19 protein-coding genes, 1 tRNA gene and 1 pseudogene are annotated in these 24,390 nt (G+C 73.0%); 7 read left to right on the top strand and 14 right to left on the bottom strand.

Annotated elements, in window-relative coordinates; translation table 11 throughout:
• Positions 1-177: 177 nt before the first annotated feature.
• Positions 178-1,230 (bottom strand): Rv2231c family pyridoxal phosphate-dependent protein CobC, encoded by a 1,053-nt coding sequence (gene cobC, locus ACSNN8_RS19580; RefSeq protein ID WP_436650651.1) that lies wholly within the window; start codon positions 1,228-1,230, stop codon positions 178-180.
• A 106-nt stretch (positions 1,231-1,336) separates the two neighbouring features.
• Between cobC and ACSNN8_RS19575 the strand changes: the two are divergent.
• Positions 1,337-3,469: pseudogene (locus ACSNN8_RS19575) on the top strand (transglycosylase domain-containing protein); the annotation flags it as partial.
• Between the two features lie 167 nt (positions 3,470-3,636).
• Here ACSNN8_RS19575 and ACSNN8_RS19570 read toward each other — a convergent pair.
• On the bottom strand, positions 3,637-4,254 hold the full coding sequence (locus ACSNN8_RS19570) for a TIGR03086 family metal-binding protein (protein ID WP_436650650.1): 618 nt from the start codon (positions 4,252-4,254) through the stop codon (positions 3,637-3,639).
• A 217-nt stretch (positions 4,255-4,471) separates the two neighbouring features.
• Positions 4,472-5,938 (bottom strand): cobyrinate a,c-diamide synthase, encoded by a 1,467-nt coding sequence (locus tag ACSNN8_RS19565; RefSeq protein WP_436650649.1) that lies wholly within the window; start codon positions 5,936-5,938, stop codon positions 4,472-4,474.
• A 103-nt stretch (positions 5,939-6,041) separates the two neighbouring features.
• Here ACSNN8_RS19565 and ACSNN8_RS19560 point away from each other — a divergent pair, with 103 nt between their 5' ends.
• Positions 6,042-7,046, top strand: coding sequence for an SURF1 family cytochrome oxidase biogenesis protein (locus ACSNN8_RS19560; RefSeq protein WP_436650648.1), 1,005 nt, complete (start codon positions 6,042-6,044; stop codon positions 7,044-7,046).
• A gap of 110 nt (positions 7,047-7,156) precedes the next feature.
• Here ACSNN8_RS19560 and ACSNN8_RS19555 read toward each other — a convergent pair whose 3' ends face one another.
• The 10 genes from ACSNN8_RS19555 to ACSNN8_RS19510 all read right to left on the bottom strand — a co-directional run bounded on the left by ACSNN8_RS19555 (position 7,157) and on the right by ACSNN8_RS19510 (position 17,902).
• Positions 7,157-8,713 (bottom strand): ATP-dependent DNA ligase, encoded by a 1,557-nt coding sequence (locus tag ACSNN8_RS19555; protein ID WP_436650647.1) that lies wholly within the window; start codon positions 8,711-8,713, stop codon positions 7,157-7,159.
• A gap of 249 nt (positions 8,714-8,962) precedes the next feature.
• The gene (locus ACSNN8_RS19550) at positions 8,963-9,226 is read right to left on the bottom strand and encodes a hypothetical protein (RefSeq protein WP_436650646.1); all 264 of its coding nucleotides are present in this window, start codon (positions 9,224-9,226) and stop codon (positions 8,963-8,965) included.
• Between the two features lie 69 nt (positions 9,227-9,295).
• Complete coding sequence (locus ACSNN8_RS19545) at positions 9,296-10,774, bottom strand: FAD-dependent monooxygenase (RefSeq protein WP_436650645.1); 1,479 nt, start codon at positions 10,772-10,774, stop codon at positions 9,296-9,298.
• A gap of 10 nt (positions 10,775-10,784) precedes the next feature.
• Positions 10,785-12,140 (bottom strand): dipeptidase, encoded by a 1,356-nt coding sequence (locus ACSNN8_RS19540; protein ID WP_436650644.1) that lies wholly within the window; start codon positions 12,138-12,140, stop codon positions 10,785-10,787.
• Between the two features lie 21 nt (positions 12,141-12,161).
• Entirely contained in the window at positions 12,162-13,226 is a 1,065-nt protein-coding gene (locus tag ACSNN8_RS19535; RefSeq protein ID WP_436650643.1) for a M48 family metallopeptidase, read from the bottom strand.
• Positions 13,227-13,228: 2 nt separating this feature from the next.
• The gene (locus ACSNN8_RS19530) at positions 13,229-13,810 is read right to left on the bottom strand and encodes a uridine kinase family protein (RefSeq protein ID WP_436650642.1); all 582 of its coding nucleotides are present in this window, start codon (positions 13,808-13,810) and stop codon (positions 13,229-13,231) included.
• A complete protein-coding gene (locus ACSNN8_RS19525; protein WP_436650762.1) occupies positions 13,803-15,338 on the bottom strand; it encodes a cobyric acid synthase in 1,536 nt (511 codons plus the stop codon). The genes ACSNN8_RS19530 and ACSNN8_RS19525 overlap by 8 nt, the downstream gene beginning before the upstream one ends.
• A gap of 139 nt (positions 15,339-15,477) precedes the next feature.
• Positions 15,478-16,431: a cobalamin biosynthesis protein gene (locus ACSNN8_RS19520; protein ID WP_436650641.1), complete on the bottom strand. Its 954-nt coding sequence runs from the start codon at positions 16,429-16,431 to the stop codon at positions 15,478-15,480.
• Positions 16,432-16,655: 224 nt separating this feature from the next.
• Complete coding sequence (locus ACSNN8_RS19515) at positions 16,656-17,117, bottom strand: hypothetical protein (RefSeq protein WP_436650640.1); 462 nt, start codon at positions 17,115-17,117, stop codon at positions 16,656-16,658.
• Positions 17,118-17,296: 179 nt separating this feature from the next.
• Positions 17,297-17,902: a single-stranded DNA-binding protein gene (locus ACSNN8_RS19510; protein WP_436650639.1), complete on the bottom strand. Its 606-nt coding sequence runs from the start codon at positions 17,900-17,902 to the stop codon at positions 17,297-17,299.
• Between the two features lie 156 nt (positions 17,903-18,058).
• Here ACSNN8_RS19510 and ACSNN8_RS19505 point away from each other — a divergent pair, with 156 nt between their 5' ends.
• The 5 genes from ACSNN8_RS19505 (at position 18,059) to ACSNN8_RS19485 (ending at position 23,788) form a co-directional block, all read left to right on the top strand.
• A complete protein-coding gene (locus ACSNN8_RS19505) occupies positions 18,059-19,057 on the top strand; it encodes an alpha/beta hydrolase (RefSeq protein WP_436650638.1) in 999 nt (332 codons plus the stop codon).
• A gap of 27 nt (positions 19,058-19,084) precedes the next feature.
• The gene (locus ACSNN8_RS19500; protein WP_436650637.1) at positions 19,085-21,379 is read left to right on the top strand and encodes a tetratricopeptide repeat protein; all 2,295 of its coding nucleotides are present in this window, start codon (positions 19,085-19,087) and stop codon (positions 21,377-21,379) included.
• A gap of 76 nt (positions 21,380-21,455) precedes the next feature.
• Positions 21,456-21,528: transfer RNA gene (locus ACSNN8_RS19495), tRNA-Arg, on the top strand.
• Positions 21,529-21,694: 166 nt separating this feature from the next.
• Positions 21,695-22,885, top strand: a complete 1,191-nt coding sequence (locus ACSNN8_RS19490) for a helix-turn-helix domain-containing protein (protein WP_436650636.1) — start codon at positions 21,695-21,697, stop codon at positions 22,883-22,885.
• Positions 22,886-23,452: 567 nt separating this feature from the next.
• Entirely contained in the window at positions 23,453-23,788 is a 336-nt protein-coding gene (locus ACSNN8_RS19485) for a PCC domain-containing protein (protein ID WP_436650635.1), read from the top strand.
• Here ACSNN8_RS19485 and ACSNN8_RS19480 read toward each other — a convergent pair.
• Positions 23,785-24,318, bottom strand: coding sequence for a hypothetical protein (locus ACSNN8_RS19480; RefSeq protein WP_436650634.1), 534 nt, complete (start codon positions 24,316-24,318; stop codon positions 23,785-23,787). The two genes, ACSNN8_RS19485 and ACSNN8_RS19480, sit on opposite strands and share 4 nt — an antisense overlap.
• Positions 24,319-24,390 lie beyond the last annotated feature (72 nt).

Genomic DNA, 24,390 nt, shown 5'->3' with positions numbered 1-24,390 from the left:
CCCCCTCGCCGCCCCCTGCGGCCGGCTGCTCCGGCACGGCGGGCCCGGTCGGCTGCTCGGAGTCGGCGGCCCTGGTCGGCTGCTCCGGCACGGCGGGCTCGGTCGGCTGCTCCGAGTCGGCGACCCTGGTCGGCTGCTCCGGGGCGGCGGGCACGGTCGGCTGCTCCGAGTCGGCGGTCACGGGCGCTCCTTCAGCACGGTGGTCAAGGTGTCGACGAAAGCGTCGGTGATGGCAGTGTCGCGCACGGCGATGCGCAGCCAGTCGGCGCCCAGCCCGGGAAAGGTGTCGCCGCGACGGACGGCATATCCGCGTTCCCGCAGGTCGAGGCGCACTTTGTCGGCTCCTTCGAGGCGTACGGCCACGAATGCGCTGGCCGGATCGCCCGCGACCGTGAGGTTCGGCACGTGCCGCAGGCGTCGCACGAGGTGGGATCGGTCGGCGGCGAGGCGGACGGCGATCTCGCGCTCGGCGGCGACCGCGACGGGCGAGGCGCAGGCGGTCGCGGCGGCCAGCGCGGGGGTGGAGACCGCCCAGAGCGGCTGCGCGGCGGCCAGCCGGGGCAGCAGGCCGGCTGGCCCCAGCAGGTAGCCGATGCGCAGCCCGGCCAGCCCCCAGGTCTTGGTGAGGCTGCGCAGCACGACCAGGCCGGGCAGGTCGCGGCGCCCGGCCAGCGACTCGGGCTCCCCCGCGACGCCCTCGCGGTGGGTGGTGTCGGAGAACGCCTCGTCGACCACGAGCACGCGGCCGGGGCGGGCCAGCCGGGCGATCTCGGCGGCGGGGTGAAGCACCGAGGTCGGGTTGGTGGGGTTGCCGACGAACACCAGGTCCGCGTCGCCGGGCACCAGCGAGGCGTCCAGGCGGAAGCCGTCCCCGGCGCGCAGCAGCACCCGCTCGACGGTGTGGCCGGCGTTGCGCAGCGCGGCCTCGGGCTCGGTGAACTGCGGGTGCACCACGACCGGGCGGCGCACACCCCGCAGCGCCTGGGCGAGCAGCACGAACGCCTGGGCGGCGCCGGCGGTCAGCAGGACCTCCGCCGGGTCGCGGCCGTGCCGGGCGGCCACGGCGGCGGTGGCGGCGGTTGCGTCGGGGTACGCCGCCAGGTCGCCCAGCGACGCCTGCAGTGGCCCGGCCAGCCAGGGCGGCGGGGGCTCACGGCGTACGTTGACCGCGAGATCGACCAGCCCGGCGCCCACCTCCGTGTCGCCGTGGTGCGCGAGATCGATCGTCATGCTGCGCTCACCACGGTCTGCCCTCCCGGCCCTCGGTCATGACACCAAGCTTGCCGCACCCCTATCGGTGCCTTACTTCGGCCGATCCGTGCTGACATGAGAGTTTTTGTCATACCTTCATGTGGTGGCAGCCGGAAAAGTCGCTCCCCTCGTCCGTGCCGGCCTGATCGCGGGTCTCGTGATCGCCGGTCTCGCCTACCCCCTCACCGCCCTCGCCGGCATAGGCGTCAAGGCGGGCAGTGAGGCCCTCAAGGGCATGCCCGAGCAACTCATCGAAGTGCCGACGGCCCAGACGACGTACGTCTACGCCGCCGACGGCCGGACGCTGCTCACACAGTTCTACGAGGAACACCGCAAGCCGATCAGGATCGCCGACATGTCGCCGTACATCACCCAGGCGATCGTGGCGTCCGAGGACACCCGCTTCTACGAGCACAACGGCGTGGACGCCAAGGGCGTGGCCCGCGCGTTCGTCGCCAACTCCCAGGCGGGCGGGGTGTCGCAGGGCGCGTCGACGCTGACCATGCAGTACGTGCGGATGGCGCTGCGCGACGGCGCGAAGACGCCCAAGGAGGCGCTGGAGGCCACCGAGCAGACCACCCAGCGCAAACTGCGCGAGATGCGGCTCGCCATCGAGATCGAGAAGCGCATGTCGAAGCAGGAGATCCTCGAGCGCTACCTCAACGCGGCGTACTACGGCCACCGGGCGTACGGGATCTTCTCCGCCTCTCAGGTCTTCTTCTCGAAGCTGCCGCGCGACCTCAGCCTCACCGAGGCGGCCCTGCTCGCGGGCCTGGTCAAGGCGCCTTCCGCGTACGACCCGGCGACGCAGGACCAGCAGGCGGCGACCGAGCGGCGCAACTACGTGATCGATCAGATGCTGAAGATGAAGGCGATCTCGCCGCTGCAGGCCACCGAGGCCAAGCGCACCCGGATCAAGCTGCGGCTCAGCACCCCGCAGAACGACTGCATCGGCATCGCCGACCAGCGCAACGACTGGGGCTTCTTCTGCGACTACCTCAAGTCGTGGTGGAAGGAGCAGCCGGCGTTCGGCGCGACCCCGCAGGAGCGCGAGGAGACCCTGCGCCGCGGCGGCTACCGGATCGTCACCTCGATCGACCCGCGGATCCAGGCGTCGGCCATGGAGCACATCCTCGACAAGGAGAAGCGGCGCAGCCGGATCGCGCACGGCCAGGTGCTGATCGAGCCCAACACCGGCCGGCTGCTGAGCATGGCGGTGAACCGGCGTTACTCGCTCGACCAGAGCGGCAACGAAAAGCACAGCCGCTACCGCGGGCTCAAGAGCAACTATCCGAACACGGTGAACCCGCTGCTCGGCGGCGGCACGATGGCCGGGTACCAGGCCGGGTCGACCTTCAAGATCTTCACGATGCTGGCCGCGCTCGACGAGGGGATGCCGCTGAGCACCTCCTACTACAGCCCGCAGCGGTTCTACTCGAAGTACATCACCGCGCCCGGCCCGGCGACCTGCGGCGTGCACTGGTGCCCGAAGAACTCGACCAGCTCGATGACCGGCCGGCAGACCATGTGGAGCGGCTTCGGCAAGTCGGTGAACACGTACTTCGTGCAGCTCGAGCAGAAGGTCGGCGCGGACAAGGCGGTCCGGATGGCCGAGCGGCTGGGCCTGCGGTGGCGTACGGAGGTGGACCGCAAGCTGGCCTCGCCGGAGCACGCCTCCGGGTGGGGCGCGTTCACGCTCGGGGTCAGCGACGCGACGCCGGTCGAGATGGCGAACGTGTTCGCCACGCTGGCCGCCGAGGGCAACTACTGCCAGCCGCTGCCGGTGCGGTCGATCAAGACCCGGGACGGGAAGGACGCCACCTTCCAGGGCAAGCTCGTGGCGGCGCCGCGCTGCCACCGCGCGGTGAGCGTGGACGTGGCCCGGGCGGCGACGGACGCGGCCCGGTGCGTCACCGGGTACGGCTCGGCGCGCGGCAGCTGCGGCGGGTGGGGCACCTCCGAGATGGTCTACGCGACGTTGAAGCGGCCGGTCGCCGGCAAGAGCGGTACCACCGACAGCAACAAGACCGCGTGGTTCTGCGGCTTCACCCCGCAGCTGGCCGGGGCCGCCTTCGTGGCGGACCCGGACAACCCGGAGAAGAACGTGGGCTCGAGCCGGTCGACGGTCTCGAAGTACACGTTCGCGGAGACGCTCAAGGACGCCCTCAAGGGACGGCCGAAGGCGAAGTTCACCCCGCCCTCGGACGACCTCGTCCACCGCGGCGACCGGGACCGGGACGAGGACCGGTCCGACGACGCCGATCGTGACTCTGACTCGGATGCCGAGTCCGACTCCGATGCCGACTCGGACTCCGACCGGGACGCCGACTCCGGCTCGGATTCCGACTCCGGCTCGGAGTCGGACTCCGGCCCCAGCTCCGGCGACTAAGCGGCGGAGGCCTGCCTGCGACGGGGTGGGCGGCGCCAGTGGGGATCGCGGCCGGCGAGGGCGAGCGCCTGGTCGAGCAGGGTGGCCTCGTCGTCGGTGGGGACGACGGGGCCGAACATGCCCGGGGTGCCCTCGGCGGGACCCTGGGCGAGGAACTCGATGAGCACCTCGAGCGTGCGGGGGTCGGCGAAGTATTCCTGACCGGTGGCCCGGGCCAGGTCCCAGCTGTGCATGATCAGCTCGTTCATGGCGACGTGGCCGAGCGCCGCCGCGGGCATGGTGACGCCGCCGGCCTGGGAGGTGCCCGTCCAGGCGGCCGGATCCTTCCAGGCGGTGGCGAGATCCTCGAGCAGGACGGGCAGGCGGCTGCGCCAGTGGCGGGACAGGTGCTGCGCGGAGGGCTCGGGCGGCGCGGACGTCTCGGGGGCGTCGACGCGTTTGTGGGCGGCCTGGGTGAAGGCCACGGACAGGCCCATTAGATGATCGAGGAGGGTCGCGACGGTCCACTCGGGACAGGGCGTGGGAGCCGACAGCTCGTCGTCGTCGACGCCCAGCAGCAGCGCCCTCAGCTCCCGGACCGGCGGGTCGAAATCCAGAGGAACACGATCGGCCACGGCCATCCTCCTTCGCGTCGTACCTGTGAACCCCACGTTACGGGTGGGGTGCGACAGTTTCGTGTTCGCCGAAGGGCGTTTTCACGGATGCTTCCGGGCGGCACGGTTTTCCGCCATCCGATCTTGCCTTTTGTGGCGGAACCTGCCTTTCGCCCGGGCGCTCCGGTGGCGCCCCCGCCCCGGCCGGCTGCCTTCACCGGCGTGCTGGGCGGCCGGGTCAGGAGGTCGTGATGTTGACGGTGTCGCTGAGGCTCGCAGCGGGAGCGGCCTGGGGCGGCGGGGAGGACGGCTGGATCGGCCGCACCGGGATCGGGGGAAGCAGCGGCGCAGGGCCGGCGACGGCGGCGGACACGACACGCTTGGCGATCTCGGGCGCGGCGGCCCAGTGCAGGCCGAGCTGCGAGGCGTGCACCTGGCGCCAGACGAAGCCCTCGGGGTTGCCGCCCGACCAGGTCCAGGCGGGCACGGCGCCGGCGCGCGGGGTGACGATGGCGCGGTGCTGCTTGTAGCCGGTGATCCGCGCGCCGGTGGGGGCCAACGGCGAGGTGGCGGGCGCGGTGGCCTCGCGGTAGCCGGCCACGGTCTGGTCGCCGGTCACCGCCGAGGCGTCGAGCACCCCGCACATCGGACGCCCGTCGAGGTCCCGGCCCAGCCACGGCAGCGCGACACCCTCGGCGATCAGCGGCCAGCCGTCCGCGGCGAACTGAGCGACCGCATTGCACAGCCGGCGGTTCGCGGACAGCTCCTCGGCGTACCCCTCGGACAGCCCGCCGCCCACGATCAGCGCCCGGGTGCCGGCCGGAAGGCACTCGTCGCGCAGCGGGTCGACGACCGCCACGTCGGCGCCGGCCGCGGTGAGCAGCTCGGCCGTCTCGACGTACGTGTAGGGAGCGCCCGGACCACCGGCCAGCGCGACCACCGGACGCTGCTCGAAGACCTCGCCGCCCGCCGCCTCGGCCGGGGTCCACACCGGGCCGGGCAGCGCGGGCGCGGACGCCGCCAGCCCCATGATCCGATCCAGGTCCAGGCCGCCCGCGACGGCCTCACCCAGACGCCGTACGGCCCGGCTCGCCTCGACGGTGCGGTGCGCGACGGGCACCGGGCCGTGCGACCGGGCGGGCAGCACGTTGGGCAGGTCGCCGCGGCGCAGCGCGCCCAGCACCGGCATGCCGATGTCGTCGAGCGCGGTGCGCAGCATCTGCTCGTGGCGCGGCGACGCGACCCGGTTGAGGATGACGCCGCCCAGGTGCACCATCTCGTCGAACACCCGGAAGCCGTGCACGAGCGCGGCCAGCGAGTGGCCCATCGAGGCGACGTCGACGACCATCACGACCGGGGCGCGCAGCACGGCGGCGACCGCGGCAGTGCCGTCGATCTCGGGCTGGCCGGTGAGCGAGTCGAACAGGCCCATCGCGCCCTCGACCACCGAGATCTGCGCGCCCGACGAGCCGTGCAGGAACAGCGGGGCGATCCGCTGCGCGCCGACCAGGCGGGGGTCGAGGTTGCGCCCGGGGCGACCGGCGGCGAGACCCAGATAGGCGGCGTCGGTGTGGTCGGGGCCGACCTTGAAGCCGGCGGCCGGGACCCCGCGGGACGCGTACGCGGCCAGCAGCCCGACGGCGATGGCGGTCTTGCCGTGCCCCGAGGCGGGCGCGCTCACGACCAGACGCGGCTGGGCGCTCATCAATGACTCTCCTGGAGGGCGGATATTGCCTGCTGTCGACTGCTGGTCTCGGACAGTACCCGGCTGCTACGGGCGGCAGCCGGGCGACGGGTAGCCTCGTTGCGTGTACCGCTTCCTGCTGAGCCCGCGCTGGCTGGCCGCAGCCGCCCTGGCCGTGGCCGCGGCGGTGGTCATGGTGATGCTCGGCAACTGGCAGCTGCGGCGCTACGAGGAACGCAGCGCCATCAACGACCGGATCGACGCGGCGGACTCCGTGGCGGCGGTCCCGCTGACCTCGGTGCTGACCAGGCCGACGGCTCCCGGCGCGCCCGGCGCGGCCCCCGGCAAGGACCTGGCCTGGACAAAGGTGACCATCAGCGGGCGCTACGACCCGGCGCACGAGATCCAGGCGCGGGGGCGCACGGTCGACGGCGACGTCGGCTTCGAGATCGTCACGCCGCTGGTGCTGGCGGACGGGACGGCCGTGCTGGTCGACCGCGGCTGGGTGCCGGCGCCCGAGGGCGGCGCGCTCGCGGCGCCCGTCGTGCCCGCCGCCCCGACCGGCCAGGTCACGGTCGTCGGCCAGATCCACCTGTCGGAAAGCCGACCGGCCCCGATCGAGCGCCGCGACGGCCGGCTCGACACGCGCCGCATCTCGCTGCCCCGGCTGGCGCCCCAGATGCCCTACCCCGTGTACGGCTCGTACGTGCTGCTGACCGAGCAGACGCCCGCGAACGACGCCGCCTTCGTCCGCATCCCGATCGAGCACGAGGACGCGTGGCAGAACGGCGGCTACGCGGTGCAGTGGTGGCTGTTCGCCGCCATGGCGCTGGCCGCCTACGTGTACTACGCCCGCAAGGAGGCCCGCGGCGAGACGCCCCGGGCCGAGCCCTCCCCCGCCGCCGCCCGCCCGCGCAGCGGCGACCGCGTCGAGGAGGCCGACCGCCGCCGCGCCGCCGCCTCCCGCGACCGCGTGGAAGAGGCCGACCGCCGCGCCGCCTCCCGCGACCGCGTCGAGGAGGCCGACCGCCGCGCCGCAGCTGCGGCCGCCGCCGCGCGCGGGGACCGGGTTTCCGACGCCGATCGGGCGCGGGACGCCGCGGGTCAGGGTTCTCAGCCGGTCGACTGAGCGCGGCCCCGTTCGGGCCGCCGATGAGCGCGGCGCGACTCGGGCCGGTGAGCGCAACGCCGTCCCGGCCGGCCGAGGACGTCGGCCCGGAGGTGCGAGGGGTTGTCGGGTCAGGCCGTCGTGGGGTGGCCTCCGATCGCTCGGACGGTGTCGATGGTGTCGGCCTCGGCGGCGGGCTTGTCGTCCCGGTAGCGCAGCACCCGGGCGAAGCGCAGCGCGACCCCGCCCGGATAGCGCGGCGAGGTCTGCACGCCGTCGAAGGCGATCTCGACCACCTGCTCGGGGCGCACCCGCACCACCCAGCCGTCGTCGCCGGTGGCGAGCTGCTGGAAGCGCTCGGTCTGCCAGCGCAGCAGCTCGTCGGTGAGGCCCTTGAACGTCTTGCCCAGCATCACGAACTCGCCCGTCCGCGGGTCGCGGGCACCCAGGTGCAGGTTCGACAGCCAGCCGCGGCGGCGGCCGTGACCCCACTCGACGGCGAGGACCACGAGGTCGAGCGTGTGCCGCGGTTTCACCTTGACCCAGGCCGAGCCGCGGCGGCCCACGTCGTACGGCGCCTCGGCGGCCTTGACGACCACGCCCTCCTGGCCGGCCGCGAGCGCGGCGGCGAACGCGGCGGCGGCCTCCTCCTCGCTGGTCACGGTCGTGCGGCCGACGAGCAGCTCGGCGGGCAGCGCGTCGGCGAGCGCCTGCCAGCGCACCCGGCCGGGCTCGTCGAGCAGGTCGGCGCCGTCGAGGTGGAGCAGGTCGAAGAAGAACGGGACGAGCGCGAGCCGGTCGGCCGCCCGGGAAGCGCCGGCCCCGCGGGCGGTGGACCCGCGGGTGGCGGCACGGCTCGACGTCTCCTGGAAGGGGCGGGGGCGGCCGGACGCGTCGAGCGTCATCGCCTCGCCGTCGAACACCGCCTCGCGCAGCGGCAGCTTGCGGACGGCCTCGACGACCTCGGGCATGCGGGCGGTGATGTCGTCGAGGCTGCGGGTGAAGACGGCCACGTCGTCGCCGGAGCGGTGGACCTGGATGCGGATGCCGTCGAGCTTCACGTCGACGGTCGCGGGGGCGCCGGTGGCCAGCAACGCGGCGCCGACGTCGGGCGCGCTCTGGGCCAGCATCGGGGTGAGCGGGGTGCCGACCCGCAGGTGGATCTCGGTCAGGGCGGGGGCGCCGCCGGTGAGCGCCGCGACGGCGACCTGTTTGAGGTCGCCGCTGAGCAGCAGCGCCCGGCGCACCGCGGTGAGCGGCACCTCGGCCGCCTTGGCGATCGCGTCGGCGAGCAGCCCGGCCTGGGCCCCCTGCCGCAGCTCGCCGCTGAACAGGCCGATCAGCAGCCGCTGCTCCTCGGCGGTCGCAGCGCCGAACAGCGCCGCGAGCAGGTCGCGCCGCTTGGCCTGCGACCCGGCCCCGGCGACGACGGAGATGTCGGCGATCGCCGCGTCGACGGCCCCCACCGTCAGCGTCGGCTCGGCGGCCGGCTCGGGCCGCTCGCGCAGGCCGGCATAGCCCACGCCGGTCTGCCGCTGGCGCAGCTCACCGGCCAGGAACGCCGAGCCCGCGGCGATCTCGTCGGGCTCGAGCCGGCGCAACGCGTCGGCCACCAGCTCGACCTTCGCCTTGCGCCCCGAGGTCGCCGCGACGGCCGCGGAGGTCGCCGCCAGATCAAGGAATCGCACACCCTCATCCTGGCAGCACCCCCCGACAATTTCCGGCCCGAAGCCAGGCGGGCAAGATGCGGCGCAGAGGAGGGCGAGCGCCGGGTCCGAAGCCAGGCGGGAGGACGCGGCGCAGAGGAGGGGTGAGCGTCGGTCCGCAGCCAGGCGGGGAGGACGCGGCGCAGAGGAGGGGTGAGCGTCGGTCCGCAGCCAGGCGGGGAGGACGCGGCGCAGAGGAGGGGTGAGCGCCGGGTCGGAAGACACCGTAGGTCAGGCGGCTCTCGGCTCGGCTATGCGGAAGCCGCGGGCGCGCACGGCGTCGGCCACGCGGGTCACCTGGGCGTCGATGGCGCACAGGGTGGCGGACAGCTCCTCGAGGTGGTCGGTGAGGGCGCCGTCGTCCCAGTCGGCGACGTCGACCTCGTCCATCGCGCGGACGGCGGCGCGCAGGCGGGCGATGGACTCGAGACGCTCGCGGGAGCGGAGGCGATCGATCGTGGTGCGCGGGCCGGCGGGCACGGTATTCGAACGCATGTTCGAATCCTAACAGGATGGAAGGGCCACCCGCATCTGTTTGCTGTGCGTGACGGGCGCCGCCGTGACTCAGCCGCTCATCAGGGCCGGAAAGACGCCGGCGGCCTCGGCGGGCGCGGCCTCGGCGGCCACGAAGCCGTCGGGGCGCACCAGGTAGAGCGTGCCGGGCCGCAGGCCGGTGGCGGGGGCGGGCGGGAAGACGTGCACGGCCACGCCGAGGTCGGGAACGGCGGACGCCTCCACTCCCCCGTACGCGTGGATCTGCCACCGCAGGTCGCGCAGCACGGCGAAGTTCTCCCCGGTCCAGGGCAGCCGGCGGCCGACCACCGGATCGCGCCGCCCACCCGCCGCGGCCCGCGCGTTCGGCGTCATCCAGTAGTGGATGCGGATCTGCGACACGTACTGGAACAGCGTCGATCCCCCGGGAGCGCGGGGCACGAAACGCACGCCGACGGGCGCGAGGAGCGGCACCACGGCGCGGCGCAGCGCGCGGGCGACCGGCCCCTGCGAGGTGATCGCGCCGAAGACCCGGTCGGTCGTGCCCACCAGCGTCCGGGCCACCGGGCACCGCTCCGCCTCGTAGCGGTCCAGCCAGGCGTCCCGGCGCCGCCCGTGCAGCACGTCGGCGAGCTTGAAGGCCAGGTTGTGCGCGTCCTGCAGCCCGGTGTTCATGCCTTGGCCGCCGACCGGGGAGTGCACGTGGGCGGCGTCGCCGGCCAGGAAGAACGGACCGTCGCGGAACGTGGTGGCGATCCGGTGGTGCACCCGGTACGTGGCGAACCAGCGCGACTCGCTGTAGGTGACCGCGAAGTCCCTGAGCCGCGGCCGGACGTCCTCCTCGGTGAACTGCCCGTCCCCGTCGGCGTCGCGGACGAGCCCGAGCAGACGCCACGCGTTGCGGCCCTCCATCGGGAACGCGAGCAGGAAGTCGGCGCCCCCCGGGCGTACGTTGATCGCGTTCTCGACGAGGCCACCCACGCCGAGCGCGTCGATCACGTAGAACCGGTGCGGGTTCGTGATGCCCTCGAACTCGATGCGGCGCGCGCGGCGGATCACCGAGTTGGCGCCGTCGCAGCCGACGCAGAACCGGGCCCGTACGGTGTCGTTGCCCGCCTTGACCTCGACGCCCTCGTCGGTCTGCGAGACCGCGGTCACCGGCGTCTCCCACCGCACGCCGGCGCCGAGTTTCTGCAGGTTGTCGTAGAGGATCTCCTCGTTGCGGCTCTGCTCGAGGACCTCGATGTACGGGTACGGCGTGAGCTCGCCCCCGAGCGGGCCGAGCGGGATGCGGCCGAACGCCCGGTCGGCGAACCCGGGCGCGATCGCGTCGGCCCGCCGGGCGGCGCCCAGCACCTGGTCGGCGAGGCCGAGCTGGTCGTAGATCTCGAGGCTGCGCGCCTGGACGACCAGGGCGCGCGACTCGCGGGTCGGGCCCTCCTTGCCGTCCACGACCATCACGTCGGCCCCGAGTCTGACCAGCCAGTTGGCGAGCATCAGCCCGGTCGGGCCCGCGCCCGCCACCAGCACGTCACACGACAGCTCGGCCATGGGCCGCCCCCTACTTCGCCGACAAGGTCTCCGCCACGTTCTTGAGGAGCAGTGCCTCGGCGACGCACACGCGCTCGAACTCGCCGAGATGCAGGCTCTCGTCCGGTCCGTGGGCGCCCGAGTGCGGGTCCTCGACGCCGGTGACCAGGATCGCGGCCTGCGGGAACATCTGCTGGAAGGTGGCGATGAACGGGATCGAGCCGCCCACGCCCATGTCGACCGGGTCGGTGCCGTCCCACGCCGAGCGGAAGGCGGCGCGCGCGGCCTCGTACGCCGGCCCGGTCGCGTCGATCACGCACGGCGAGCCGTCGCTCTCCAGCGTCACCTCGACGCGCGCGCCCCACGGCACGTGCTTCTCCAGGTGCGAGCGGATCGCCGCGTACGCCGACTTGGGGTCGTCACCGGGCGCCAGCCGTACGCTGATCTTGGCCTTTGCCGTCGGCTGCAGGGCGTTGGCCGCCTCGAACGTGCGGGGCGCGTCGATGCCGAGCACCGAGATCGAGGGCTTGGTCCAGATGCGGTCGGTGATCGAGCCCTTGCCGATCAGCTCGACGCCGTCGAGCATGCCCGCCTCGTGCCGGAACCGGTCGGCCGGGTAGTCGACGCTCGCGCCCTCGCGCCCGGCCAGCCCGTCGACGGCCGGCTCGCCCTGCTCGTCGTGCAGGGTCGCGAGCAGGCGGGCCAGCGTGGTCAGCGCGTCGGGCACCGGACCGCCGAACATGCCGCTGTGCACCGCGCTCTTGAGGACGCTGACCTCGGCGAACAGGTTGACCAGGCCACGCAGCGAGGTGGTCAGGGCGGGCTGCCCGATGTCCCAGTTGCCGGAGTCGGCGATGACGATCACGTCGGAGCGCAGCTCCTCGCGGTACTCCTCGATGATCGCGTCGAGCGAGTCGGACCCGTACTCCTCCTCGCCCTCGACGAAGACGACCACCCCGACCGGCAGCTGGTCGCCGAACGCGCGCAGCGCGGCGACGTGGGCCATCACGCCGGCCTTGTCGTCGGCGGCGCCGCGGCCGTAGAGGCGGCCGTCACGCTCGACCGGCTCGAACGGGTCGCTGCTCCAGAGCGCCGGGTCGCCGGCGGGCTGGACGTCGTGGTGGGCGTAGAGCAGCACGGTCGGCGCGCCCTCGGGGGCGGCCTTGCGCCCGATCACGGCCGGCTGACCGCCGCGCCGCACGATCTGCGTGTCCAGGCCGCAGCCGCGCAGCAGCTCGGCCACCGCCTCGGCGGAGCGCTCGACGTGGGAGTGGTCGAAGCCCTCGAAGGCGATGCCCGGAATGCGGACCAGCCGCTCCAGGTCGGCGCGGACTCCCGGCATCTCCCGCGCGATCGCGGCGCGCAGATCGTTCTCACTCAAGCTCATGTGAGTGATCCTAGGCTTCGTTCAGGCGTCGCCGTCGGTGCGGCGATTGCGGCGGGACGCGTCGCCCACCCAGGTGCGGGCGCCGCGGGCGGCGGACCCGGCCAGGTCGGCGGCGCCGTCGCCGAGCTTGCGCAGCAGCCCCACCAGTGGGTCCTGCGAGTTGTTGAACGTCTCGCGGTACGACTGCGCGGCGGCCTTCACGTCGTCGGAGAACGAGGCGTCGCCGTCGGAGTCGCGGCGCGGGTAGTCGCCGCCGAGGATCTCCGCGTACGCCCCGGAGTCGACCCACTTGCGCAGCTCGGAGGCGCGGGCCACGGGCACCGGATGGGTGCTCCACGCGGTCATCCCCAGCTTGTGGATGCTGTCGCGCAGGTCGCCGCCGCTCTCGTAGTCGGCGGCCTGCTCGAGGAACGCGGCCGTGTCGATCTGCGACAGGTCGCCGCCGCCGGCCAGCTTCATCAGCAGCCGGATGGACGCGGCCGGGTCCTGACCGGCGAGCAGCCCGGCCCGGTCGGCGGACAGCTCGGCCTTGCGCCACCACTCGAACATCGCCGCGATGATGGCCCGCAGCGCGATCGCGCCCACCGGCAGCCAGCTCAGGTTCGCCGCCCAGCGGGTGAGGATCATCATGATGGTCTTGTAGACGGCGTGACCGCTGCGGACGTGGCCGATCTCGTGGCCCAGCATCGCGCGCAGCTCGTCGTCGTCGAGCCGCTCGACCGCCCCCGTGGAGATCACGATGAACGGCTTGTCGAGGCCGATCGCCGAGCCGTTGATGATGGGGTCCTGCGCGACGAACAGATCGGGCAGCTCGGCCACGTCGAGCGTGCTGGCGGCCTCGGTGAACAGCTGGTAGACCCGCGGGTACTGCCGGTGGTCGACCCGGATCGCTCCGGCCAGGAACTGCAGGCGGAAGCCGCGCTCGTTCCACATGCCGAAGAACGCCTTGACCACGTCGTCGAAGCCGCGCAGCTCGCGCAGGGCCGTCAGCGCGCCGCGGTCGGCCGGGTGCTCCCAGGCCCGCGAGCTGATGCCGGTGAGGGGAACCCGCCTGCGTACCGGGCGGTTCTCGTCGTCGGTCGTCATCGTTACCACCCCTGTGTGATGCGGCCGTGTGCGCCGTCGACGATCAGGTCCGCGTGCGCGGCCGTCGCGTCCGCGGCGAAGTGCCGGTCCTCGGCGGCCCGCCAGCGCTCAAGGTACTTCCGATACGCAACGCTGTCGTCCCCGTCCCGGGCGATCGCGCGCTCCCAGCGAAGTTGCGCAGGGGCGTCGACGAAGACGGACAGGGTCAGTTCGGGACGAACTTCGCGCCGGGCGGCGCTCACGCCCTCCAGCAGGACGGCCGGGGCGGGGGGCACGGTGACCGGCGGGCCGGTGAAGCCGCCGGTCCCCCAGTCGTACGGGCGGTAGGTCGCCGCCCTGCCGCGGCGCAGCGGCCCGAGCACCAGCTCCTCCAGGCGGGTCCAGAACGTGAACTGGTCGTCCCAGCCGTCGAGCAGGTCGTCGGTGTGCACGACCGGGCAGGCCAGCGCGGCCGCGAGCATCGCGGCGAACCGTGTCTTGCCGGCGCCGCTCGGCCCGTCGACGGAGACCAGACGGGTCGCGCCGAGACGCGGGGGCAGACCCAGGACGTACGCGGCCAGCTCGTCGACGGTCGGCTCAGGCACGCGGCGGAGCCCCGGGCGGCAGGAACGGCAGCCCCCGCGGCGGGCCGTTCTCGATCAGCCGCCACAGCGCATCGGTGTCGAGGTGCTCCGCCACGAGGTCGCCGAGCACGTCGAGCGCCCTCTCGCGTACGCCCGCGAAGTCGGTTCCTGCCGCCACGGTGAAGCCGTGCCGGCCCGCCTGGCGCGCGGCCTCGGTGAGGAAGCGGCGGCGGAACTCGTCCGACTCGAACGCGCCGTGCCAGTGCGTGCCGAAGACGTTGCGCTCGGCCGCGCCCTCGGGCTGCCCGTCGGCGTACCGGAGAAGGGGTCGGGGGTGGCGCCGGGTGACGACGCCGTGGTGGATCTCGTAGCCGGACACGGGCGCGCCGAGGCCCTCGCCGGTCGGGCGGGCCAGCTGCTTGCGCGGCGCGAAGGTGACCTCGACGGGCAGAAGACCCAGACCGCGTACGGTCCCCCGGCGGCTCTCCACGTCGTCGTGGATGGCCTCGGCGAGCATCTGGAAGCCGCCGCAGATGCCGAGCAGCGGCTTGCCGGCTGCGGCGTGGGCGTGGATCGCGTCGGCCAGCCCGGTGTCGCGCAGCCACGTCAGGTCGCTCACCGTGGCCTTCGAGCCCGGGATCACCACGAGGTCGGCGTCGGCGATCTCGGCGGGCTCGACGGTCAGGCGCACCTGGACGCCCGGCTCGGCCGCCAGCGCCTCGGCGTCCGTGGCGTTGGACAGCCTCGGCAGCCGCACCACGGCGACCCGCAGCCACTCGGTGCCGACCGGGCCCGGGGTGCGGCCGAGAACCCCGTTGTACGCCAGCGAGTCCTCGCCGTCGACCCAGACGTCGCGGTGGAACGGCAGCACGCCCAGGACCGGCCGCTGCGTCACCGACGTGATCATGTCGAGGCCCGGCCGCAGCAGCTTGTCGTCGCCGCGGAACTTGTTGATGACGAAGCCCGCGACGTGCTGCTGGTCCTCCTCGTCGAGCAGGGCGACCGTGCCGAACAGCGCCGCGAACACCCCGCCCCGGTCGATGTCGCCGACCACGATCGCCGGCAGCCCCGCGTGCCGCGCCAGGCCCATGTTGACGAAGTCGCCGTCCCGCAGGTTGATCTCCGCCGGGCTGCCCGCGCCCTCGCAGATCACCGCGTCGTACTCGGTCCGCAGCTCGGCCAGGGCGGCGTACGCCGTCTCGGCCAGCCGGGGCTTGATCGACCGGTAGTTGCCCGCCGTGACCGTGTCGACCGCCTTGCCGAGCAGCACCACCTGGCTCTCGCGGTCGCTGCCCGGCTTGAGCAGCACCGGGTTGAACCGCAGGTCGGGCGCGATGCCACAGGCCGCGGCCTGCATCGCCTGCGCGCGGCCGATCTCGCCGCCGCGCCCGTCCGGGCCCACCACGACGACCGAGTTGTTCGACATGTTCTGCGCCTTGAACGGGGCCACCTTGACGCCCCGCCGATGCAGCCAGCGGCAGATGCCCGCGGTCAGGATGCTCTTGCCCGCGTCCGACGTCGTCCCCGCGACCAGCAGCCCGCCGCCCATGGTCCGCCCGCTCCCGCCGCTCGTCGCCTGCCCGCTCTCGCCGCTCGTCGCCTGCCCGCCCTCGCCGCTCACCGCCTGCCTGCTCTCGCCGCTCGTCGCTTGCCGCCCTCGCCGCTCATTGCCTGCCTGCCCTCGCCGCTCATTGCCTGCCCGCTCTCGCCAAGGCTGCGCCTGCTGAGATCGCGGCGGCGAGCAGGCCCACGACGCCGGAGATGCGAGCGGCGCGGCGCAGGTGCACGGCGGACGGACGCGGCCCGTCCCCCAGGAACGGCCGGTTCTCACTGCGTCCGAAGTAGACGTTGCGGCCCCCCAGGCGTACGCCCAGCGCCCCCGCCATGGCCGACTCGCACTGCCCGGCATTGGGCGACGGATGGTCGTTGCGGTCGCGGCGCCACACCCGCAGCGTCTCCCTCGGCGACCCGCCCGCCACCGGCGCCGCCACGATCGTGAGCAGCCCCGTCAGCCGCGCCGGCGCCAGGTTGAGCAGATCGTCGAGCCGTGCCGAGGCCGTCCCGAACCGCTCGTACCGCGGCGACCGGTGCCCCACCATCGCGTCGAGCGTGTTGGCCGCCCGGTAGGCCAGCAGCCCCGGCAGCCCCGCCACCCCGCCCCACACCAGCGGCGCGACCACCGCGTCCGACGTGTTCTCCGCGACCGACTCCACCGTCGCGCGCGCCAGCTCCTGCTCGCCCAGCCCTTCGGGGTCGCGCCCGCACAGGTGGTTGAGCCGCCCCCGCGCCGCGTCGAGGTCCCCGCCCTTGAGGTGCTTCGCCATCACCCGCGATTCCCTGCGCAGGGTCCGCCCGCCCAGCACCGTCCACGTCGCGGCGGCGACCAGAGCGGCCCTCACCAGCGGCAACTCGCGCGTGGCCCGTGCCGCGGCAACCCCGGCCAGCGCCGGCACCCCCACCGCGATCGTGGTGAACGCCGTGCCCGCCCGCCGGTTCGGTGCGTAGAGCCGCCGTTCGAGCGCCCCCGCCGCCGTCCCGAACCCCGCCACCGGATGGAACCGGCGCGGATCTCCGAGCAGCGCGTCGAGCAGGTAGCCCGCCAGGAGGCCCGCCGCGTCCGCCGCTCCGGGGCCCCTCGGCACTCCGCGGAGTTTCGCCGCCCCGGGCTGCTTCGCCGCTCCGGGCTGCTTCGCCGCTCCGAGGCGCTTCGCCGCTTCCAGCGCCCGCCTCGCAAACGGCCGAGCCGGGAGTTTCCCGGCGAACAGCCCATTTGCCCCGCGCCCGATCCGGTCCCCTGACCGGGGCCCCGCCCCCGCCCCCGCCACGCCTCGGTCCTTTCGGTCTTGCAGCAACGCCGACCCGACGATCATCGCCGCAGGTCGCACACCCATACCGGGATTTCCGGCACCTCCGGCGGAGGCCCGTCCGGGAACGGCACCGGGTCGAACTCCCCCCAGACGATCGCGCCCGGCGCGCGGTCCTCCAGGAACTCGACGACGATCGCCTGCAGGTCGTCCGTCGTCCGGTACTTCTCGGTGAACGGCAGCTCGTCCCCTCCCGACGACGCCGTGGAACAGCGCAGCTGCCCGGCCTGCTGGTCGTGCCACACGTAGAACGTGGCCGGCCCGTCGTGCGCCATGGCGGCCACCTGCGCGCGGAGCTGCTCGATGGTCTCTTCGAAGGCGCCGATCACCTCCTCGGCCGACAGGGCCATGCGCTCGTGCGGCGGCGCGCCGAACCAGCTGGTGTTGGCGGTCTCGGTGTCCTGGTCGTGCGGCGCGAGCACCAGCGTCTCGCCCGCGATCGCGCGGATCTCCTTCAACAGCACGCGCCCCAGTCTGCCGGGCGGGCGCTGCCGGGGCCCAGCCGGGCAGGTCGGCCGGGTGGCCCTATCGGGCGGCACGATCGGACCACCCCATTCGGGGTGGGTGTCGGCCGTCCGTCCGGGCCGGCTCCGGGAGCCTGCGAGAGGTGACTCCCGGAGCCGGCGGTTCGGTGGCGCAGCCGTCAGGCCGCGACGGGCTCGCGCCGGGACCGGCGGGTGCGGCGGGCCGGCGCCGGTTGTTCGGCGTTGATGCGCTCGACCTCGGCAGCGATCTCCTCGTCGTCGGGCGAGTCACCCGGCGCGGGCTCGGCGGGCGCGGCCTCGAGGAACGGGGGCGTCTCGTCCTCGGGCACGCCATCGCCGACGGAGACGGGCGCCGATGCTCCGCCGCCGGCGAAGACGTCGTCCTCGGATTGGGCGGCGGCCGAGCGGCGGACGAACTGGGACCGGCCGCGGGCGAGGTCGTGCCCGATCGCGAAGGCCTCCATCTCATACGAGATCCGGGGGTTGCCGTCCTCGTCCTTCCAGTCCCTGGTGTAGAGCCGCCCGTAGACGATGACGGGGTCGCCGACGGAGATCGAGGAGAGCACGCCCTCGGCGAGCCGGCGCCACGCGGTGACCCGTACGCGCAGGCTGTTGCCGTCGACCCAGGTGTTGCTGGCGCGGTCGAAGCGGCGCGCGTGGGATGCGATCTTGAAGTTGGCGACGACCGAGCCGGTGTCCTCGAAGCGGCGGCTCTCCGGGGCGACCAGCACGTTGCCCACGACGGCGAGATGGGTGTCGAACACTGTGACCTCCTGGTGTGGTGCGGTGAGGTCCGAAGCTTCGCGCTCGGCGGCCGGGGGCGGGGGATCTCGGGCCGGGGGCTGTGGACGAGCGGGGCGCCTGTGGAAAACCCCACGAACGCCCCGGTGTCTGGTATCGGGCGTGGGTAGCCTGGGCGCGTGGAGATCGACGTCCTGGGACCGCCCTACGAGCGGCACACCATCGACCTGGGCAGTGACGACGAGGGCGCGGTCGTGGCGACGCTGGTGCGGCGGCGGGCCGATCGGCCCAGTCGCCGGGCGGTCCTCTACGTGCACGGTTTCGTGGACTATTTCTTTCAGACCCATCTGGCCGATTTCTTCGTCGAGCGCGGATGGGATTTCTACGCGCTGGACCTGCGCAAGTACGGGCGCAGCCTGCTGCCCCATCAGACGCCCAATTTCGCGCGCAGCCTCACCGACTACTACCCGGAGCTGGACGAGGCGGCGCGCATCATCCGCGAGCAGGACGGCCACGATCAGATGCTGGTGGCCGGGCACTCCACCGGCGGGCTGATCACGTCGCTCTGGTCGCATTCGCGGCAGGGCCAGGGCATCGTCGACGGACTATTCCTCAACAGCCCGTTCTTCGATTTCAACGTGCCGTGGCTGCTGAAGCGGCCGGTCATGGCCGCCACGATCGCGGCCGGGCGGCGGACGCCCTATCGGAAGATTCCAATGGCGTCGCTGGGGCTCTACGGGCAGAGCCTGCACAGCGAGCACCGTGGCGAATGGACGTACGACCTGGCGTGGAAGCCGCTGCTGGGTTTTCCGGTGACGGTCGGCTGGCTGGGGGCCATCCGGCGAGGTCAGCGACGGTTGCGCGCCGGCCTGGGCATCGACGTGCCGGTGCTGGTGGCGTGTTCGACGCGGACGTTCCGGGGCCGCGCGTGGCACGACGATCTGCGAATCTCCGATTCCGTGCTGGACGTCGAGCACATCGTGCGCTGGGCGCCGCGGCTCGGTCCGATGGTGACGATCGCGCGTTTCGACGGCGGCATGCACGATTTGACGCTCTCCGGCAAGGAGGTGCGCGTCGAGGTGTTCCGCGAACTGGCCCGCTGGACCGACGCTTTCGTGCCGCCCGTGGGCACGCCGGAGGTCGTGGTGCCGGCCGCGCCGGAGGACCGGTTCGGCTGACCGGCGTCGATTGCTACTGTTCGTCGAATGGTCGAGGATCCCGCCGGAAACGCCGCGCCGCCGCCCGATCCGTCCGGCGGCCGCAGCCTCGACGATCTGGCGGCGACCCTTCGGGCGTTGAAGGCGTGGGCGGGCGATCCGTCGTACGACACGATCACGAGACGCGTCAATGCGAGTGACGTGGCGGCGGGCCGGGGCACGGTCGTGGACTGTTTCCGCGCCGGCCGCCGCCGCATCAACGCGGAACTGGTCGTCGCGGTGGTCGCGTCGCTGCACGACGACGAGGCGTACCTGGCGACCTGGCGGCGGGCGATCCGGTCGACGCTGGCGGAGAGGCAGGCCGCGGCCACCGTACGGGTCCTCACCCGCCTGCCCAGCGACGCGGGCGCGTTCGTCGGCCGTGAGCAGGAGCTCGACGCGCTGCGGCACGCGTCCGGCGTCTGCGTGATCACGGGGATGGCCGGTGTCGGCAAGACCCAGCTCGCCCTCCGTGCGGCCCATGCCCGTACGGCGGAAGTGACGCTTTTCGTCGATCTGCGCGGCTTCCATCCCGACGCGGCGCAGCCACCCGCCGAGCCCGGCGCCGTCCTCGACGGACTGCTGCGTGCGCTCGGCGTGGCGGCGCGGCAGATCCCGCACGACCTGGCGGCCCGTTCGGCGCTGTTCCGCGAGCAGGTCGCGGGCCGGCAGGCGCTGGTGATCCTGGACAACGCCGCGGACGACGAGCAGGTCCGCCCGCTGCTGGCCCCCGGTGCGCTGACGCTGGTGACCTCCCGGCGCGAGCTCGGCGGCCTCGGCCCCGCGACGCGCATCGAGCTGGACGTCTTCTCGTCGCGGGAGGCCTCGAGGCTGCTCGCGGGCGCGGTGCCCGCCGGGGCCGATCCGGAGGCCATCGAGCGGGTCGCGCACCGCTGCGGCTATCTGCCGCTCGCGCTGACGGTCGTCGCGGGCCGGATGGCAGCGATGCCGGGCTGGACGGTCGCCGATCACGCGGACCGGCTCGACGAGCGGCACCGCAACCACCGCCTCGACGACGGTGTGCAGCTCGCGCTGCACCTGTCCGACCAGCGTCTGCCCGGCCGGCGGCGGGTGCTGCTGCGGCGCCTGGCCGGGCATCCGGGTCAGGACCTCGACGCGTACGCGGCCGCCGCGCTGCTCGACGCCGAGCTCGACGAGACCGAGGAGCACCTGCGCCGGCTGACGGCCGACCATCTCGTGCAGCAGCCTTCGCCGGGGCGTTTCACCCTGCACGACCTGGTCCGGGCGTACGCCGCCGAGCGCGCCGCCGACGAGGAACGGCCCGCCGACCGCCGCGCCGCGCTGACCCGCCTCTTCGACCATTACCTGTACGCCGCCTCGGCGGCCATGGACGCCCTGCACCCCGCCGAGCGCCACCGCCGTCCCGTTCTGGAGCCCCGCGACGTCGCCGGTCCCGACCTGTCCGACCCCAAGGCGGCCCTGCACTGGCTGGACACCGAACGCGCCACGCTGGTCGCCGTCTGCCTGCACGCCGCCCGCAACGGCTGGCCCGCCCACGCCGTACGGCTGGCGGCGACGCTCTACACCTACCTCGACAACGGCGGCTACCCCGCCGACGCGATCACCGTGCACAGCGCCGCCCGCCAGGCCGCCGTCCAGTCGGGCGACCTCGCCGGCGAGGCGGGCGCGCTGATCAGCCTCGGCGTCGTGTACTGGCAGCTGGGCCGGCACCCCGAGGCGCTCACCCACCTGACCGCTTCGCTGGAGCTGTTCCGGCAGCTCGGCGACGGTCGCGGTCAGGCCCGCGCGCTGGGCAACCTCGGCGTCGTGCACAACGCCTTCGGCGACCAGGAGGCCTCCGCCGCCCATCACGCGCAGGCGCTGCAGAAGTTCGTCGAGATCGGCGACCGGGTGGGGGAGGCCAACACGCTGACCAACCTCGGCGACGTCTACCTGCGGATGGGCCGCCCCTCGGAGGCCGCCGACCAGCACCGGCGCGCGCTGGCGTTGTTCCGGTCGCTCAATCATCGCGGCGGCGAGGCCACGGCCCTGACCAACCTGGGCGACGCCGGCACCCGGCTGGGCGACCACCGCGCCGCGCTCGACTCGTACGACAAGGCCATCGCGATCTTCGGCGAGCTGGGCGAACGGTACGGCCAGACGTGCGCCCTCAACGGCCGCGGCGCCGCTCTGCTGGGCGCTGGCCGCAGGTCGGAGGCCCTGGCGACGTACGAGACCGCCCTGGATCTGGCCCGCTCCATCGACGACCCCGCCGAGCAGGCCCGCGCCCGCACCGGCCTCGCGACGCTGCGCGCCTCCGGAGTTGGCGACCCGCCAACATAGCCGTTCGGGCCGCGACGGACGGGACGGCTGGTTACCCCCGGGTCGCCCTCGGCAAGATAAGCTGTGGCGGCTTCAGGCGCTCGTAGCTCAGCGGATAGAGCAACGGACTTCTAATCCGTCGGTCGCAGGTTCGAATCCTGCCGGGCGCGCCCAATCACCAGTGAAAACGGCTCGCCACGTTGGCGCCGGCTTCGCTGACGGACCCGAGTCGGGTCGGCTTGTGTCAGCCGATGTCCACCCATCCGGGCCGCAGCCGGTAGGCGGTCATCAGTGCTTCCCGTACCGTCGGAAGCCAGACCAACGGAGGTGATCCGCATGGCCGAGGACTACATGGGCGCTCGCGTCCGGTTCTGGCGGCTCAAGCGTGGCCTGAGCCAGAGGACGCTCGCTGAACTGGCGGGCATGACGCAGGGCTACGTCTCGCAGATCGAAGCCGGCACCAAAGAAGTGGACAAGCGCTCGACGCTGATCCGCCTGGCCGGAGCGCTCCAAGTCTCGGTTGCGGATCTGACCAACCTGCCCGGTCCGGAATCTCCGGAGCTGAGCGTTGCGGAGTCCACCGTGCCCGCGATCCGCGCCGCCCTCAACGTGGCGCGGCTGGGCGAACAGGTCGAGGCTCGCCGTTCGCTGGCGGAAGTGCGTGCCGTGGTCGCCGGGCTCGCGCCGACCTGGAAGGCGGCACGGTACGACCAGCTCAGCTTGCTCATGCCGGACCTGCTGACCGACCTGCACGCCCTCGCGGGGACCGGCGATGAGCAAACGCAGCGTGCCGCGCTCCGGCTGCTGGTCGAGACGATGCACTGCGCCACCTCGACGCTGCGGCACCTCAACTGCGGGGACCTCGCCATGATCGCCGCCGACCTCGGGCACGCGGCGGCCCTCCGGCTGGATGAGCCGCTGTGGCGCGGGGTGGCTGACTACGTGCGGCTGGTGACGCTGCCCGCCGAGAGCAAGGCCATCACCCGCCGGTTGGCCGTGGAAGCTGCGGACCGGCTGGACGGCGGGTCCGGCTCGAGCGAAGCGCTGCAAGTTTCGGGGATGCTCCACCTGTCGGCTGCCTTCTCGGCTGCGACCGCCGAGGATGCTGCAGACACTGCAGCTCACCTCGACGTCGCGCGGCAGCTGGCAGAGCGGACCGGTGAGGGCACCTTCGCCACGATGCAATTCGGACCGACCAACGTCGCCTTCTGGGAAACGTCGATCGCAGTGGCCACCGGGGAGGGTGGCCGGGTCCGTGAGATCGCGCGTGGCGTCGAGCCGGACCGGATCGACTCCGACACCCGCAAGGCCGCGTATTACATCGACTACGGGCGAGGCTTGGCGCAGACCCGCCGCAACGACAGCGAGGCGATCGCCAGTTTCATCCGGGCCGAGCGCACCGCTCCGCAGCGCACCCGCCGCTCGCCCGCCGCGCGGGAGTCGGTGGGGACGATGCTGCGGCGAGCGCGAGCCAACGCCGGCGGCCGCCACCTCCGAGAGCTGGCCTCACGCATCGGAGTCGCCTGATGACGGCGCATTACCGCCGGTAATCGTTCTCCATCGGAACAGGCTTAGCGTCCCCAGTCATGAGTCGGCTGACTGGGGTCGCCATGCATCAGAAGCGCCCGTGGACACTCTTTCGCCGCGCCCGATGCACTTGCGGCCTTCCGTGGCCGTGCCTGGAGTTGCGGCTGCGCGCTACCAGGTCCTACCGGGAGGCCGCGTCGGACGTCCGTATCCAGGCCGCAGGTGGGGCCGGTTCGCTCACGGCGCCCGAGGAGCACCGTACGAATGGCGGCCGGTGGTGACTGGCGAGCACCGCGCCAAGCGGCCGACGTGGGAGTGTGAGGCATGCGGCAAGGACTGGCCGTGCGACCCGGCGCGCGAGGAGCTGGCGGCGGGACACGACCGAACCGGGCTCGCCATCCTGATGTGGACGTACTTGGAGGACTACGCGATGGACTCCGGATTCGGCCCGCTCACTGGCGCATTCGAGCGGTTCATCGCCTGGACCCGATCCGCATAGCGCTCAGGGCGCAACGCTTGCACGACCGCCCGATTCGACATCGGTCAGCACCAGATCGAGGAGCCTCATTGCCCACCTACGTCGTCCAGGTCGACAAGGACCAAGAGGTCCTCCGGGCGGTCCAAGAAGAGGTCGACAAGCTCGGCCTCGGTGATGCCGTCATCACGCTGATCGGAGCGGTCAACGAGGCAGAGATCTCAGTCATGGCCAAGAACGACGAGGGCACCGACCACCTCCGCCGCTACGCGCAACCGATGGAACTATCCGGAACGGGCGAGGTCATTCAAGGAAAGGCCCACCTGCACGTCACGCTGGCAGGCGAGGACATCACGGCGGCCGGACATCTCCACCGCGCCGTGGTCGGAGGCTTCTTCGTGCGAGCCTACTTAACTGTCACCGGCTAAGCGCTGACTTCCTGAAGGCACGTCCTGACGCCTTCGGGGATGACGTAATCAGGGAACGGCTCCTCGGACGGCTCGGCGCCCACCATGGCGCCGGTCGCCTGGCACAGGAGGAGGATCGTCGTCCCGTCGGCGCACGCGAAGGAAATGCCGTACGGCAGCTCAGCGATCCGGCTGCCCCGGTCGGCCGACGGCTGACCCACCAGACGCCAGGACGAGAACTGTGCTGGGCGGGCGACGTCGAGAAGCTGCGCGATGAAGGTCACGAAGCGGGGAGCGCGGAACGTGGGAAGCGGCATCACGTCGGGCATGGCCACTTCGGTCACGCTCGGCTCGATGCGCCCGTTGAGCAAAGCTGTCGAGGTTGACGAGAAGGTCACCTTCAGGCCGGCGATCGTGGTCGTCTTCGACCGTGCCACCGTCGGCCCCCACGGCTCCGTTGCCGTGCCGTAGCGCTCGACCTTGACGATGTCGGGATGTTCGCCGGCTTCGACCAGCCGCTGGACGACGTCGAGGACCTGGCCGAGCTGCATCGTTGCTCCGATCGCTTCTCCTGTTCAGAATCGCTGGGCAGTCTAGCCCGCTGGGCGGGTCACGCTCGGAAG

Origin of the sequence: Actinoplanes sp. URMC 104 (assembly GCF_051386375.1) — a bacterium.
In the GTDB taxonomy this organism is placed as follows: Bacteria; Actinomycetota; Actinomycetes; order Mycobacteriales; family Micromonosporaceae; genus Actinoplanes.
Note: the sequence above shows the minus strand (reverse complement) of the source record. Positions and strands in the feature narration are given on the sequence as shown.